The following is a 17409-nucleotide window of genomic DNA, read 5'->3' on the forward strand; positions in this document are numbered from 1 at the left end:
CGCGACGCATACCCCCGCGCCACCTGCACACCACCCAGATACAACTCCCCCGGCACCCCCGGCGGCACCACACCCAACCGCGCATCCAACACGTACATTGTGGTGTTCGCCACCGGAATCCCGATGGGCACCAGTCGATCCCGGGTTGTCACGTCGACGTACCCGACCTCGACGGCCGCCTCGGTGGGGCCGAAGAGGTTGTGAATGGACACCTGCGGCAGCAGGGCATGGGCGGTGGCCACCGTCGCCGGCGGCAGCGCCTCACCCGAGCAGAAGAGCCAGCGCAGCGAGTCCAGCGCCCGAATCCGTTCGGCCGGAACCACATCGAGGAAGACCGACAACATCGACGGCACGAAATGCACCGACGTCGCCCGCGTCTGACCGATCAACTCCGCCAGATACCCCGGATCGGCATGCCCACCCGCACGCGCAACCACCACCTGCGCACCCGACATCAACGGCGCGAACAACTCCGGCACCGACACATCGAACGTCACCGGCGTCTTGAGCACCACCCGATCACCCGCGGTCCACGGGTACTCACCCAGACCCCACCAGAGACGGTTGAGGACCGACCGGTGCGAGACGGTCACACCCTTCGGGCGGCCCGTCGACCCCGACGTGAACAACGTGTACAACGCCGCATCCGGACGCAACACCGACAACCGCTCCCCATCGGCCACCGGAGCCGCCGACTCATCCACCGGCCCCGAGGCATCCACCTCCACGATCCGTACTCGCTCGCCGAGTCCGGCGATGGCGTCGGGCGTCTGTGCGGTCGCGACCAGCACCACCGACACCCCGGCGGTCTGCACCATGTACTCGATCCGCTCGCGCGGCGCCGTGGTGTCCAACGGCACGTACTGGCCACCGGCGGCTACCACCGCATGAATGGCCACCACGAACTCCACCGACCGCTCCAGCGACACCCCCACCGCCACCTCGGGACCCACCCCGACAGCAATCAACTCACGCGCCAACACCGCCACCCGCGCACCGAACTCCGCATACGACACCACCCGACCCTCGAACCACAACGCCGGCGCACCCGGCGACCGCACCACCTGCGCCGCAACAGCATCGGCCACGGTTCCCGACGGCATCCCGACGACCGGCCCCGTCGACCACTCGCCGATCATTGCCCGCTCGCCCGCACCGAGAAGTGCGATGTCGGCGACGAGGGACTCCGGCGTATCGGCCACGGTGCGCAGGATCTCGTCGAGCGCATCGGCGAAGACGCGGATCTGTTCGTCGGCGAATGCGGTCGGCAAATACTTGAGTGTGATCGACAGCCCACCGTCGGCGGCGGGCGAGGTGACCAGGTTGAGGGGGAAGTGGGTCGAGTCGCTCACCTCGACCTCGGTGATGGCCAATCCGGTCACCGACGATTCGGCGGTCGAGATCGACGCGGTGTCCACCGGATACGATTCGTGCACGGTCAGCGTGTCGAACAGGGCGCCCGTCACCCCGCTCAACGCGGTCAGTTCGGGCAGTCCGAGGTGCTGGTGATCGAGCACCGCCACCTTCGACTGCTGCAGCGCCGCAATCACATCGGTGATACTCGCGGCCGGGTCGACGTCCACCACGGCGGGCAGGGTGTTGATGAACAATCCCACCGTCGACGACGCGCCGTCGAGGTCGGCGGGACGGCCCGAGACGGTTTCACCGAAGGTGACCACGCGGTTGCCGGTGAGCCGTGACAGCAGTACGGCCCAGGCGAATTGGAGGACGGTGGCCACCGTCGAGCCCTGCCCGCGGGCCACCGCGTCGAGTCCGCGCACCAGGTCGGCGTCGAGGTGCACCGCGAGGTTGCGGGGCAGGGCGTCGGCCGTGGCGACCGCTCCGGGCGCGACGAGTGTGGGCCCGTCGATGGCCGCGAGCACCTCACGCCACGCGGCGCGCCCCGCGACGTGATCGGCACCGGCGATACGTCGGGCGAAGTCACCGAAATCGGCTGTCGGCGAATCCTGCTGGCCGGTGTAGGTGGTCCCGGTCGCATACAGCGCAAGGAGGTCGGCGAGGACGAGCGGGCCCGACCATCCGTCGAACAGGATGTGGTGGTTGGTGATGACGACGGTGACGCCGTCGGCGTCACGGACCGTCACCACCCGCAGCAGCGGTGGCGCGGCGAGGTCGAACGGCGTGATCCGCTCGGTGGCCACCACCTCGTCGACCGCGCTGCGCCGTGTCGCCTCGTCGACCGCGCCGAGTTCGACGGTGCGCCAGGGCACGTCCACCCGCGGCGGCACGATCGCCGCCGTGGCGCCGTCGGCGGTCTGCACGAAGGCCGAGCGCAGTGCGGGGTGATGGGTGAACAGGCCGTCGACCGCCCCGCGCAGGCGGTCGGGGTCGACGGGGTCGGCCAGGCGCAGCACCGCCTGCCCGACGTAGACGTCGACGGCGTCATCGCCGCCCGCGCCGGCGAGCGCGGACTGGAGGGCGAAGCCCTGTTGCAGTGGCGTCAGGGGCCAGATCCGGCTGCCCGGGTGCGCCGCGGTGAGCGCGTCGAGGTCGTCCTGGGTGAGGGCACTGCCCGGTACGTCCGACGGCGACGGCCCCGGATCACCGACCCGGGCGATCTCGGCGACGATCACATCGAGTTCGGCCGTCCAGGCCGCGGCCAGGTCGGTGACGTCCTGTTCGGTCAATTCGTCTTGTGCATAGAGGAATTCGGCCGAAAGTTGCCGGCCGTGCTCGCCCGGCCGGGCGACGATGTTGACGGTGAGGGTGTTCATCGCGGGCAGCAGTCCCGAAACGCTCGGCGGCAGCGCCGGCGCCGCGTCGTCGACGCCGAACGGCACCATCGCACCGTCGTCGGTGGCGCCCTGTCCGGCAGTTCCGAGATAGTTCACACCGATCGCGGGGAGCGCGCACCCCCACAGAGGTGTTCGCTCGTCGGCGCGCAGCAGGCCGAAACCGAGTCCGTGCTCGGGCCGGCCCAGGCGTTCTTCCTTGGCCGCCTTCACCGCGTGGATCGCATCGACACCCGGATCGACGACGATCGGCGCGATCGTGGTGAACCAGCCCACCGTCCGGGACAGATCGGCGCGCTGCGCGGGAACATCGTGCAGCAACGCGTCCTCGTAGCGGCCGTGCCCCTCGGTCAGCATCGACACCGGGCCGCTCGCAGCGACACCTCGCCCGTCTTGCCAGGCCCGGACCGCACGGGCCAGCGCGGCGATCAGCACGTCGGCGGTGGTGGCACCGAACGCCGCGGGCACGTCACCGAGGACGGCCTCGGTGACGGCGGTGTTCACGCGCGCGGTCACCGGCACCGGCGCCGCCACACCTCGTGTGATGCCCGAGTCGACGAAGCCCGGGGTGCGGTGTCCGACGCGTTCGAGCCAGTAGTCGATCTCGTCGGTGTCCACCTCGCGAGTGGAGAGGGCGTCCTGCCAGGCGCGTGCGGAGGTGACCTCGGGGCGAACCGAGACCGGGGCGTCGGCGAGGAGCGCACCCCAGACCGTGATGAGGTCCTCCACGATGATCGGCCACGACACCGCGTCGACGCACAGGTGGTGGATGGCGAGCACGACGCGCGCTCCGTTCGACCCGGACACCAGCACCGCGTGCACCATCCGGCCCGTCTCGGGATCGAGACGGCCGAGCGCGGCGGCATGTTCGGCGCGCACCAGTTCGGCGAATGCCGCTGATTCGCAGTCCATCTCGCCGTGGGCGACGGTCACCGCGACCGATGCATCGGGATCGCCCGCGAACAGACTCCATCCCGCCTCGGTGTGTCGCAGTCGCGCACCGAGCATCGGGTGGGCCGCGATCACCGTGTCGAGCACGCGCGTCAGGGTCTGTACGTCGAGTTCGTCGGGCGCCATCAGCACGAGCGATTGGGAGAAGTCGCGGAACTGCGCGGGTAGAGGTGCGGTGTCGAGCAACCACTGCGCCACCGGGCTCAACGCCAGGGCTCCGACACCGCCGCCGGCGGGTTCGGCGAGCAGCGGCGCCATCGCCCGGTCGTCGCCGCAGGCCCGCGCCATAGCGCGAACCGTCTTGTGCTCGAAGATGTCTCGCGGTGTCAGAGGCAGACCGGCGGCACGCGCCGCCGACGCCAGCCGGATCGACATGATGGAGTCGCCGCCGAGAGCGAAGAACGAGTCCGTGACACCGACGCGTTCGACGCCGAGAATGCCCGCCACCACCGCGGCGAGTCGCTGCTCGGCCGTCGACTCGGGTGCGATGTAGCGCTCGCCGCCGGGCGTCTCCGGGGCGGGTAGCGCCCGCTTGTCGAGTTTGCCCACCGGCGTGAGTGGCAGGGCATCGAGGACGGTGATCGTGGCCGGCACCATGTGCGAGGGCAGCCGGAGTTCGAGGTGGTCACGCACCGCGGCCACGTCGAGTCCGGGATCGGCCACCACGTAGGCGGCCAGCGCCGTCGCCACCGAACCGCCGACGCCGATCACCACCGCATCCGAGATCTCGTGATGGTCGGCCAACGCGGCCTCGATCTCGCCGAGTTCGATGCGCAGGCCGCGCAGTTTCACCTGGTCGTCGCTGCGTCCGGCATATTCGAGTTCCAGCCCACCGCTCGGCGACCGGCGCCAGCGCACCACGTCGCCGGTCCGGTAGAGCCGCTCCCCACCGGTGCCGAACGGGTCGGCGACGAACCGTGCCGCGGTCAGACCCGGACGGTGCAGGTAGCCGCGGGCCAACGCGACGCCGCGCACGTAGAGTTCACCGGTCACGTCGACGGGGACCGGTTGCAGCGCCTCGTCGAGCACCACCAGTCCGACGCCCGGAATCGGGCTGCCGATGCGCACCGCGACACCGGCCTCGCACGCCTTGTTCGCCACCGCCACGGACGTCTCGGTGGGACCGTAGGCGTTGAAGAAGGCCAATCGGGAGGCCCAGAGGTCGAGCAGCCGTTGGGATACCGCCTCACCTCCCGACGCCATCACCCGTACCCCGGGAACCGCATCGGGGTCGATCGTGGCCGCCACGGTCGGTGTCAGAAAGACGTGGGTCACCCGGTTGTCGCGGATGAACTTCTCGAGCAGGTCGCCACCGATCGCGCTGTCCGGCCGGTACGCGAGTGCCGCACCACTCGTCGAGGCCATCAGCCACTCCAGCACCGACGCGTCGAAACTCGGTGACGCGTAGCCCATCACCACGGCGTTCTCGCCTGCGCGGTAGCGGGCGAGGTCGTTGGCATAGTTGACGATTCCGCGGTTGGTGACCGCAACGCCCTTGGGCTGCCCGGTGGATCCCGAGGTGTAGATCACGTAGGCGAGCGCATCGAGGTGGCGCGGACGCAGCAGTTCGTCGTGCCGCAGGGCGTCGGTGGCGTGCCGGTCGTCGGCGAGGACCTCGGTGACCGATGTCCACCGCACCGACGCGGGCAACGTGTCACGCAACGCCGATGTGGTCACCCCGAGGGCCACGGCCGAGTCGGCCAGCATGTAGGCGATGCGGTCGGCCGGATAGCCGGGATCGACCGGTACGTAGCCCGCACCGGCCTTGGTCACCGCCCACATCGCCGTCAACAGATCAGCTGACCGCGGAATAGCCAGTGCCACCAGTGATTCGGTCCCGACGCCGTGAGCGATCAACCACCGCGCGAACTGATTGGAACGCGCGTCCAACTCCGCGTAGGTCAGCACGGCGCCGGACGAGTCGGTGACCGCGACCGCGTCGGCGTGAGTCGCGGCGGCATCGGCGAGCACATCGGCCAGCAACCGCGGCGCGGCGGCAGGGCCACCGGACACCGTGGTCAATTCGGCATGCTCGTCCGCATCGACTATCGCGGCATGACCGACCGGACTGGTCGGCGCGCCGACCAACTCGGTCAGCACCTTCGTGAAACGCCTGCCGATGGTCTCGGCCGTCGCCGCATCGAAGATGTCGGTGGCATAGACGAGTTCACCGGACCATCCGTCGGCGGTCTCGCCGATACCGAATGCCAGATCGACCTTGGCCGGGATGTCGTCCACCTCGACGGGCTCCACCTGCAGATCCGGCAGCTGCGCGGCGCCGAGGCCACGCATGGCCAGCTCGGGCATCGCCGACTGGTCGAACGTCAGCATCACCTGGCTCAGTGGCGCATAGGATTCCGACCGCGGCGGGTCGAGCGCCTCCACCACCGACTCGAACGGCAGGTCGGCGTGTGCGAACCCTTCCAGGTCGACACCACGCACCCGATCGAGCAGGTCGGTGAACGTCAGCGTCGGATCCACCCCGACGCGCAGGACCAGGGTGTTGACGAACATGCCGACCAACGGATCGAGGACCCGCTGTCCGCGCCCGGCGATGGGAGTGGCGATGGCGATGTCGTCGGTGCCCGACAGCTTCGCCAGCAGGACGCTCAACGCGGCGTGTACCACCATGAACGGGGTAACACCACCGGTTCGGGCCAGTTCGGTCACCGCGGCGGTCACCTCGGCCGGCATCGTGAAGGTGGTGCGCGCACCACGCATCGATGCCACCACCGGACGCGGCCGGTCGCTCGGCAGATCCAGTACGTCGGGCAGTCCGCGCAGTTGCCGGGTCCAGTACCCGAGCTGGCCACCGATGATCGAATCCGGATCGTCGGCAGAGCCGAGCACGTCGTGCTGCCAGATCGCGTAGTCGGCGAACTGGATCTCCAATGGCACGAATTCCGGTGCCACTCCGGCGGTTCGGGCCGCATATGCGGTGACGAGGTCGGTGACCAGGGGTCGCAGCGACTCCCCGTCGGACGCGATGTGATGCATCACCAACGCGAACACCCAGCACCCCGGGGACTGCGGCCACAGCGCGGCGCGCACCGGCCATCCGGTGGTCACGTCGAAGCCTTCCATCGCGACCGCCTGCAGGGCCTGCGCCGAATCCACCTCGCGCCAGTCGAGCCGGACATCGACCTCCCCCGTCTCGGAGATCACCTGTACCGGTGTGCCGTCCACGAGCGGGAATACGGTGCGCAGCACCTCGTGCCGGGCGATCACATCGACCAGCGCCGCCCGCAATGCGTTGACGTCGAGGTCACCGCGTAGCTGCAGCAGTGCCGGAATGTTGTAGGTCGGCAGTGAGGTGTCGAACTGGTTGATGAACCACATCCGGCTCTGGGCGAACGACAGCGGAATCCGTTCCGGCCGAGCGGAAGCAACCACGGTGGGCAGGCCGGTGGCGCGCTGTGCCGACAGTTCGGCCAGCCCGCGCACGGTCGGGGCGTCGAACACGTCACGGACCGCGAGGTCGACGCCGAGCGCTTCCGCGGCACGCCCGACGATGCGTGCAGCCGCCAGCGAGTTGCCACCGAGGTCGAACAGCGAGTCGGCCACGCTGACCCGATCCAGGTCGAGCACGTCGGCGACGATCTCGGCCAGCATCTTCTCGGTTTCGGTGCCGGGCGCCACGTACTCGGTGTCCACCACGATCTGCGGCTCGGGCAGTGCCCGACGGTCGAGTTTGCCGTTCACCGTGAGCGGCAACTCGTCGAGCAGCATCACCACGTCGGGCACCATGTAGTCCGGCAGCACGGCTGCGGCGTTGGCCCGGATCTGCGCCGGCGACACCGGGTGCGCGCCGTCGAGAACGGCGTACCCGACGAGCTGCTCGATCCCGTTGTCGCGTCGGATGACCGCCACCGCGACCGCATCGACACCGGGTGTGGCCAGCATGGCCGCCTCGACGTCACCGAGTTCGATCCGGAAGCCGCGCAACTTGATCTGCGCGTCGGAGCGACCCAGGTATTCCAGCGTGTCGCCGTGCGGGATCGCGATGTCGCCGCTGCGGTACATGCGCCGACCGTCACCGGCGAAGGGATCGGCGACGAAACGCACGCCGGTGAGTTCGGGCCGACCCAGGTACCCGCGCGTCACCTGGGTGCCGCTGACGTAGATCTCGCCGGGAGTGCCGTCGGGCACCGGGCGCAGCCGCTCGTCGAGGACGTGGATCGTCAACCCGGGCAGACCGTTGCCCACATCCGATCCCTTGGCGGTGGACACGAATTCGGGGTCGAGGGCACGGAATGTGGAATGCACGGTGGTCTCGGTGATGCCGTACATGTTCACCAGCACCGGCCCCGGCCGGCCCTCGGCGGCGATGCGGTCGTCGTACCAGCGGCCCACCTGGGCGAAGTCCAAAGCCTCCCCGGCGAACACCATGTAGCGCACGGAGGCAGGCATGCCGGTGTCGGTGCCACCGCTGACGGCGCGCGGACGGACCGCGGCAGCGAGCTGGTAGAAGGCCGACGGGGTCTGCGACACCACCGTCACCGATTCGTCGCCCAGCAGTGCGGCGAATTCTGCGGGACTGCGGGTGGTGAGGTAGTCGACCACCAGCAGTCGGCCACCGAACAGCAGCGGACCCCACATCTCGAACACCGAGACGTCGAAGGCGTAGGAGTGGAACATCGTCCAGACGTCGTATTCGGTGAATCCGTAGTGCTGTTGCGCGGCAGCCATCAACGCCACCACCGACCGGTGTTCCACCACGACGCCCTTGGGCCGCCCGGTGGAGCCGGACGTGAAGATCGCGTAGGCCGCCAGGCGTGGATCGACCCGGGCCGGAAGTGCCCGCGTGGCCTTCGATGCACGGTATTCCAGGCCGGCGGTGGTGAATCGGTCCACCGGGAGCAGATCGAGGGTGTGGTGGCCGTCCGGTCCGGTGATGACGAGCGCCGGAGCGGCGTCATCGACGATCATCGCCAACCGGTCCGCGGGGTGGGAGGTGTCCAGCGGCAGGTAGGTGGCGCCGGCTTTGAGCACACCGAGGATCGCCACCATCACGTCGACGGTCCGGTCGGTGGCCAGGCCGACCACCGTGCCATCGGTGACGCCGGACGCAATGAGCCCGAGTGCAACCGCGTCGGACCGCGCGTCGAGTTCACCGTAGGTCAGTGCGGCCCCGGTGGTGTCGGTGAGTGCCACGCGCTCGGGGAAACGACGGACCGCTCGCCGGAACAGACCGGGCAGTGACTGCCAGTCGGCGCCGCCCAGTACAGTCTCGGCGGCGTTCCGGACCCCCACCACGAGTTCCTGGGTGAGTGCGGCCAGCGCGGCAGGATCGGCTCCGGGCGTGCTCACCAGCGGCGCGATGACGGCCCCCACGGCCGCGTCGGCGTCGATGCCCCGACCGGCGAACACGGTCGCCATCGGCGCCACCCGCGCATCGAGGTCACCGAAGGTGATCACCCCGCCCGCCGCCGACAGCGCGATGGCGTCCGGCTCGACCCGTGCCGCGGTCGCGATCAGGTCCCGGGTGCCGGGACGTGCACCCCACCCCGAGCATGTTTCTACTGCGTTCGCATCGATTCCCGTCACGGTGTTTGTGGAACCTTCCGGCTAGATGGGATCGGCTGGAGTGGAGTTGTCGCGGGCCGCAACGCCGTGGGCGCGATCACGCAGTACGCGCAGGGTGTCGTCGAGTTCGGTGGCGTCGGCGGCCGCGAGGCCCGGAACCAGGGTCATCAGCGCCATCGTCAGAGCCGAATCAGGCTCGGGCACAATGGCGCTCAACGCGGACATGTGGGCTTGCAATGCACCGAAACTGACCTCGGCCCCGTGCAGGATCGGTGCCTCGGGGTCAGCGGCGGCCGCCGCGGTGACCAGGCCGTGTAACGGCGCGGTCGCAACCTCCTCGGTCGCGGTGGCCGGTTGGTCCTCGGCGATACGGGCGTCGCCCACCGCCCGCTCGGGATCGTCGGCGAGTTCGGTGAGCAGGTGCACGTACCGGTCCGCAATCCTGGCGACCGTCTCTTCGTCGAAAAGGTCGGTGGCGTAGATGAACTGAGCACGCAACGCGCCTCCGCGGGCCTCCCGGTCGGGGTCGTTGGGGAAGAAGGTGAGCGCGAGGTCGACCTTGGCCGACGTCAGTTCCTCGTGCTCGGGTTCCACGGTCAGTCCGTCGAGTCGCAGCACCGGGAAGTCGACGTTCTGGAACGCGAGCATCACCTGGAACACCGGATTGTGGGCGGTCGGCGGCCGGGACATCAGTCGGGACACGATCTCGTCGAACGCGACGTCCGCATGCGACATGTCGGCGAGATCGTCACCGCGGACCCGACCGAGCAGATCGAGGAAACTCTCCGACTTGTCGACTCGCGTGCGCAGGGCCAGCGTGTTGACGAACATGCCGACGACGTCCTCGAGCAGCGGTTCACCGCGGCCCGCGAACGGGGTGCCGATCACGATGTCGTCACGTCCCGACAGCCGCGCGAGCAGCACCGCGAACACGGCGTGCGTCACCATGAACTGGGTGGTGTGGTACTTGCGGGACATGTCTTCGAGGGTCGACACCACGGCTGCGGGGATCTCGAAATCGACTGCGGCGCCGCGGTAACTCGGAGTCCTCGGGCGCGGGCGATCGGCGGGCAGTTCCAGGATCTCGGGGAGTCCGGCCAGCCGGTCCTCCCAGTAACGCAGCTGCCGTTCCTGCTCGGAGACACCGTCGTCGACCACCGCGAGCCGCTCGGAGAGCCACATGCTGAAATCCGCGTACTGCACCGGCAGTGGCTTCCACGCCGGCTCGGCGCCCCCGTGACGGGCCGCGTAGGCCGCCATCAGATCTCGCGCCAGCGGCATCATCGAGGCACCGTCGGCGCTGATGTGGTGGATCACGAACACCAGGACGTGTTCATGCGCGGAGATCCGCAGCAGCACCGCGCGCACCGGGGGCGCAACGGTGATGTCGAAGCCCTCACCGGTGATCTCGGCGATCTGCGCCACCGGCGACGGCCCGGCGTCGCGGACCTCGAGGACCACGTCGTTGTCGAGTGCGTCGGCGGGCATGATCACCTGCACCGGTTCACCGTTGATCATCGGGTAGACGGTGCGCAGCGCCTCGTGGCGCCGGCTGAGATCCACCGTCGCCTGGGTCAGCGCGGCCACATCGAGATGTCCCGACAGCCGCAACGCCATCGCGACGTTGTAGGCGGCGGAACCGGGTTCGGCCCGGTTGATCAGCCACAGCCCCCGCTGCATGCCGGAGACATGCACCAGTTCCGTGCGGCTGCGCGCATGCAGTGCGGGAATGCCGTGCCCGGTGGGTCCCGACGTCAGGGCGGCCGCGAGCGCGGACACCGTGGGACGTTCGAAGAGAAGCTTGACCTGCACCTGCCGGTCCAACAGCGCCGACAGTCGCGCGGTGACCTTGGTCGCCGACAGCGAACTGCCGCCGAGGTGGAAGAAGTCGGCGTCGGCAGAAACCCGGTCGAGGCCCAGGACCTGCCCGAACACCCCGGCCACCACCATCTCCAGTTGCGAGGCGGGCGGCCGGTAGGGTGCCGTCTCGGTGAAGTCGACGGCCGGAAGCGATGCGCGGTCGATCTTGCCCGACGTGGTGAGCCGGAACCGGTCCACCACCACCAGGGTGTGGGGCACCATGTACCCGGCCAGCCGGGTGGCAGCATGCTCGAGGATGTGGGCGGGCTCGGTGGCGGCACCGGCGACCAGCGTCGCATAGGCCACCAGGACGTCCTCGCCGTTGGGCGCGGGCACACCCAGGCACACCGCGTCGGCGACGAGCGGATGATCGACGATCGCCGCTTCCACCTCGCCCGGTTCGATCCGCAGGCCGCGGATCTTGAGCTGGAAGTCGGTGCGGCCGATGTAGCGCAGATCGCCACGGACGGTGCGGATCACGCGGTCACCGGTGCGGTACATCCGCGCGCCGGAGTCGTACGGGTCGGCCACGAACCGGGTTGCGGTCAGCGCGCTGCGGCGATGGTATCCGCGGGCCAGTTGCACGCCGCGCAGATACAGTTCCCCGGGCACCCCGGTGGGCACCGGGCGCAGGCCGCGATCGAGCACCACCGCCCCGACCCCCGGGATCGGGGCGCCGATGGTGACCTCGTCGTGCTCGGACATGGGCCCGGCCGCGGTGGCCCAGATGGTGACCTCGGTCGGACCGTAGAGGTTGTGGAAGCGCCGACCCGCCTTGGCCCACTTGCGCATCAGGTCCGGTGGGCACGCCTCGCCGACGCTGATCACCCGGCGCAGCCTGGGAACGGCCGCCGGCTCGATCGTGCTCAGCGCCGACGGCGTCATCACCGCATGTGTCACGCCCTGCTCGCGGATCAGGGTGGCCAGTTCGTCCCCGCCGAACACGCCGTTCGGGCTGATCACCAGCCGCGCCCCTTCGCCGAGTCCCATGAGGATCTCGAAAACCGATGCGTCGAAGCTCGGTGACGCGACATGCAGGACGCGTGAATCCTTGGTCAGTCGCAGGATCGTGCGCTGGTTGGCCACCACGTTCGCCAGTCCACGGTGACTGACCGCGGCCGCCTTGGGACGTCCCGTCGACCCTGAGGTATAGATCAGGTAGGCCAGATCGTCGAGCCGTGGCGTACGGACGAGTTCGTCGGCGCCCAGGGGTGCGCCGCTGTGGCCGGCCAGCCTGAATTCGGCTGCCGGCTGACCGATCACCAGCCACGACAGCGTATCGGGAACCCGGTCGGTCGCCTCGGCCACGCACAGGCCGGTGACCGCGCCGCTGTCGGCGAGGATCTCCTCGATCCGCCCGGCGGGCAGGGCCGGGTCGATGCTGACGAAGCCGGCCCCGGTGGCGGCCACCGCGAGCAACGCAATCACCGAGTGATGGGATCGGGGGATGCAGATCGCCACGATGTCGCCGGGCCCAACTCCGAGCGAGATGAGTTCGCGGGCAAGCTGATTGGATCGAGCGGTGAGGACCGACCAGGTGATCTCCGACGTCCCGCTGATGGCCACCGAATCCGGATCGGCCTTGAGCGCTCCCCCGTGGAGCAGATCACGCAACAATGCGGCGGGCGCCACCGGTTCGGCCACCGAGACGAGTTCGGTGCGGTCGTCGTCGGTGGTGACGTCGATGGTGCCGACCCGTCGTCCGGGCGACTCGACCATGGCCCGCAAGACAAGTTCCAGTTGCGCGGCAACGCGTTCGGCGGTACGCCGTTCGAACACGTCTGCCGCATAAGAGAGTTCGACGTCGTAGCCACCCGTGTCGGGCTGATCGGTGAGCGTGATCGACAGGTCGAATTTGGCGGCAGGCACCCGCGCATCGACCTGACGGGCCGACGAGTCGAATTGCTGCAGGGTGGTGGCGTGGCCCGGATGCATCGTCATGGCCACCTGGAAGAGCGGTGTGTGGGAGGCCGACCGTTCCGGGGCGAGGACGTCGACGACCCATTCGAACGGGATGTCGGCGTGCCGCACCGCACGCGTCCGACAGGCGTGCGCACGATCGAGCAGGTCGCCGACGGTGTCGCCGGAGGACACCGCGGTCCGCAGCACCACGGTGTTGACGAACATTCCGACGAGTTCGCTGGTGGCCGGTTCGTCACGACCGGCGACGGCGGTGCCGATGGCCACCTCGTCGACCTCCGCCCAGCGTGCGAGCAGGACGGCCAGGGCCGAGTGCACCACGGTGAAGGCGGTGACCCCGTGGTCACGCGCCAGGCCACGGACCGCCATCGCCAGATCGGCATCGAGGCTCGCGTCGACGTAGGCGCCGTTCCCGGTGGCCACGTGTGGGCGTGGGCGATCGGTGGGAAGCATCAGCAGATCGGGCATGCCGGCGAGTTCCTGCTCCCAGAACGACAATCCGGCGGCCGCCCGATCGGTCGGCGAGTCCAGCGAACCCAGCAGTTCGCGCTGCCAGATCGCGAAGTCGGCATACTGCACGGCCAGCGGCTCGAGGTCCGGTGTCGCGCCGTCGCGCCGGCGCGTGTAGCCGACCATGAGGTCACGGATCAGCGGTTGCAGCGAGAAGCCGTCCCCGGCGATGTGGTGCAGCACGGTGACCACCGCGTAGCCGTCGGCGTCATGCAGGATTCGGATGCGGAACGGGATCTCGTGCACCAGGTCGAATCCCCGCGCGGCATCCGCGGCGATCAATTCCTCGAGCCGGCCCTCGGCGTCGAACACCTCCGTGTCGAGCAACCCCATCGCCTCGGCCGCGGGCAGGATCTCCTGTACGGGTTCTCCCAGATGCGAGCCGAAGCGGGTGCGCAATGTCTCGTGCCGTTCGACCAGCGACTCGATCGAATCCCGCAGCGCGTCCACGTCCACGTCGTGGCCCAGCCGGACCGCCCCGGGCATGTTGTAGGTGGCCGCCCCCGGGTCCATGCGGTTGACGAACCACAGCCTGGTCTGCGCGTGCGACAACGGCACGACGGCCGGCCGCTCGACCCGGCGCAACTCGGGCCGGTCGTCCTGGCCGCCCAACTCCGAGCGCGCCGCGATCTCGCCGACGTCCACCGCGGCGAACACGGTGGTCAGATCCACCCGCAGGTTGCGTTCGTTGCGCGCCCGTGACACCAGGCGAGCTGCCAGCAACGAATCCCCACCCAGGGCGAATATGTTGTCGCGCAACCCGATCCGCTCCACTCCGAGAAGTTCGGTGAGCAGTCCGGCCAGCGCGAGCTCGACGGGGGTACGTGGTGCCACGTACTCCACCGACCGCGTCAGCTCCGGCGCGGGCAATCGCTTGCGATCGAGTTTGCCCGACGGGTTGAGCGGGAACTGATCGAGCAGCATCGCCGCCACCGGGACCATGTGCGACGGGAGATGCCTGCGGCACCACGCCAGCGCCGTGCCCTCGGTCACCTCGTCCGATTCCGCACGCAGGTAGGCCACGAGGACGGGTGCCGACGCCAGGTCGGTGCGCGGTATCACCGCGCTGGCCTCGACGCCGGGCAGCGCATCGAGCACGGACTCGATCTCGCCCGGCTCGACCCGCTGTCCGCGGATCTTGATCTGGAAATCGGTGCGGCCGAGGTAGTGCAGAGTGCCGTCGTCGGCCCAGCGCACCAGGTCGCCGGTGCGGTACATCCGGGTGCCGGTGGGACCGAACGGATCGGCGACGAACCGCTCGGAGGTCAACGCGGGGCGACCGACGTAGCCGTCGGCGAGCTGGATTCCGGCCAGGTACAGTTCACCCGCCACGCCGACCGGCACCGGGGCCAGCGCCTCGTCGAGCACGTGGACGCGCGTGTTGGCCACCGGCCGGCCGATCGGGACCGGACCGTCGTCGCCCACCACACGGCACTCGGTCACGTCGACGGCGGCTTCGGTGGGGCCGTAGAGGTTGACCACCTCCGCGCTCGAGGTCTCGATCACCCGGTCGGCCAGGTGTCGGGGCAATGCCTCGCCGGAGGTGAAGAGATACCGCACCGACGGCGGGAGCAAGGTGTCGTATCCCTCGTTGGCGAGCACCTCGGTGTAGACGTCGAGCATCGACGGAACGAAGTGCAGCACACTGACGCCGCGGCGCTCGATCAGCTCACGCAGATAGGCGGGATCGCGATGGCCACCGGGTGCGGCGATCACCATCCGCGCGCCGCGCGCCAACGGCCAGAGCAACTCCCACACCGACACGTCGAACGTGAACGGCGTCTTGTAGAGCACCACGTCGCCGGGGGTCAGTGCGTAGTTGTCCTGCATCCAGGCGAGTCGGTTGAGTACCGCCTCGTGGCTCACCCGGACTCCCTTGGGGACCCCGGTCGAGCCCGACGTGAAGATCACATATGCCGCGCCGGCACCGCCACCGACCGGCGGGAACGATTCGTCGGTCGCGGGCCCGCCGGATCGGATGTCCACGGATTCGATGTCCACGGACTCGATGTCCACGGCGAAGCCGATCGAGGAGAGGTGCTCGGAATCGAGCACCACGCGGGCGTCGACGGTATCGGCGATCAGCTGCCGCCGCTGTTCGGGCTGCCCGGGATCCACCGGCACATACGCGGCGCCCACGCTGAGTACCGCATAGATCGCCGCCACCTGCGCCACACCGCGGTCGAGTGCGACCACCACGTGATCGCCGTCCCCGACACCCGACGCCCTGAGGCTGTGGGCGAGCCGACGGCGGAGGTCGTCGAGTTCGCGGTAGGTCCACGAGCGGGTCTCGAACTCCACCGCCACCGCCGACGGCCGCTCACCGACCATCTTCTCGAAACCGTGCAGCAGGTGCTCCGACGGCTCCGGCAGCGGGCGCACCGGACCGACTCCGAGACCGAGCAACTCGTCGCGCTCGGAGTCGAGCAGCAGGTCGACGTCGCCGATCGGGGTGTCCAATGCGGAGAAGATCCGCTCGAGGAAGACGAGAAATCGATCCAGGTGCCCGCGTAGGTCGTCCTCGTCGTAGAGATGGGGGTTGCCGTGCAGGTCGACGACGATCCGCGCGCCGGGACTGGCCTGATAGAGGTTGAGCCGCAGATCCTCGAGGATGCCCGAGGAGAGGATCTGGTAGTCGATGGTGGCGCCCTCGAGCTCCATCGGCTTGTCGAAGAACATCATGTTGACGATCGGCCCGAACGACGCCGTGTTGGCGTCCTGCAGACCCGCGTCGAGGCGGATGTCCTCGAAACGGTAGCGCTGATGCCGCAGCACCCCGGTCAGCTCGAGTTGCGCCTGATCGACAAGAGCCCGCAGCGACAACCGCGAGGTGTCCCGGAATCGCACCGGCAGCATGTTGGAGAGCATGCCCGCGGCCCGCTTGATCCGGGCGGTGGCGCGACCGGTCACCGGCAGGCTGAGCACCACGTCGTCGGTGCCCGCCATGCGCGAGAGGAAGGCCGCGAATCCCGCGCTGAGCAGCACCGCCGGCGATGTGTTCAGCGACGCAGCGAATCGGTCCAGCGTGGCCTGCCGGGCGGGATCGAGTTCGGCGCCGGCAACCACGTTGACGGGAGACAGCGGCACCGCGGCCGATTGCCGCGCCAGGGTGACCCGCTCGGGCAGGTCACGCACCCGTTCCGCCCAGTAATCGCGGTCGGCCTGCCGGCGCGTCCCGTCCGCGTATTTGCGGTCGTCAGCCACCAGTTCGGCCAGTTTCGCCGCCGGCTTGGGGGAATAATCAGCACCATTTAGTGAGGCATTGTAACGATTTAGAATATCAACGACGATGGTCAGCGCTGCATATCCGTCGAGCGCAATGTGATGCGCACGGACGTACCAGAAAACGCGGTCATCGGCCACCCGCAACAATGCGGAGACAACGAGGCGATCGGCCAGCAGGTCCATGCTGGACCGGTAATCCGCATTCATCCATTCCCGTGCTGCCACAACAGGATTGACCTCACCGCGGAAGTCGATGAGCTCAACGTCGTTGTCCAGCTCCTGATCGACGACCTGCATCGGCACGCCATCGACCTCGACGATGCGGGTGAACGCCATCTCGGTCTCCCGCCCGACCTCGACGATCACCCGCGCGAGCAGGTGTTCGTCGAGCGGCCGGTCACGATCCTTGATGTCGATGTACTGCGCGACGGTGACCGAATAGTCCGGAGAAAGGCTCTCCGCGAACCACATACCACGCTGCGCCGCCGTCAGTTCGAGAAGCGTCACCGCCGTGTCGCAGTCCTCGTCGGCCGTCTGCTGTTGCCGCATATCCTCACTCCCGGGTCGCCCCGACTCGGCCGGACTCCCAACGACCCCCGCCGATGGAATGCGGCCGACCTGCCCTCGAATGGATTCCATGTCTACCGGACTCAGTCTCACCCAA

The 17409-nt window shown here is 69.0% G+C and carries 2 protein-coding genes; both read right to left on the reverse strand.

From position 1 onward, the window contains the following. Positions 1–9251, reverse strand: a 9251-nt coding sequence (locus tag ACWDSI_RS16365) for an amino acid adenylation domain-containing protein (protein ID WP_449757182.1), incomplete at its 3' end; no start/stop codon positions are given. Between the two features lie 21 nt (positions 9252–9272). Beyond that, positions 9273–17294, reverse strand: coding sequence for an amino acid adenylation domain-containing protein (locus tag ACWDSI_RS16370; protein ID WP_449746524.1), 8022 nt, complete (start codon positions 17292–17294; stop codon positions 9273–9275). Between the last annotated feature and the right edge of the window lie 115 nt (positions 17295–17409).

This window comes from Gordonia sp. NPDC003429 (assembly GCF_053588575.1).

Bases quoted from the DNA above. Each gene is read 5' to 3' on its own strand.
- ACWDSI_RS16370 (WP_449746524.1), bottom strand. From the start codon at position 17,294: ATGCGGCAACAGCAGACGGCCGACGAGGACTGCGACACGGCGGTGACG.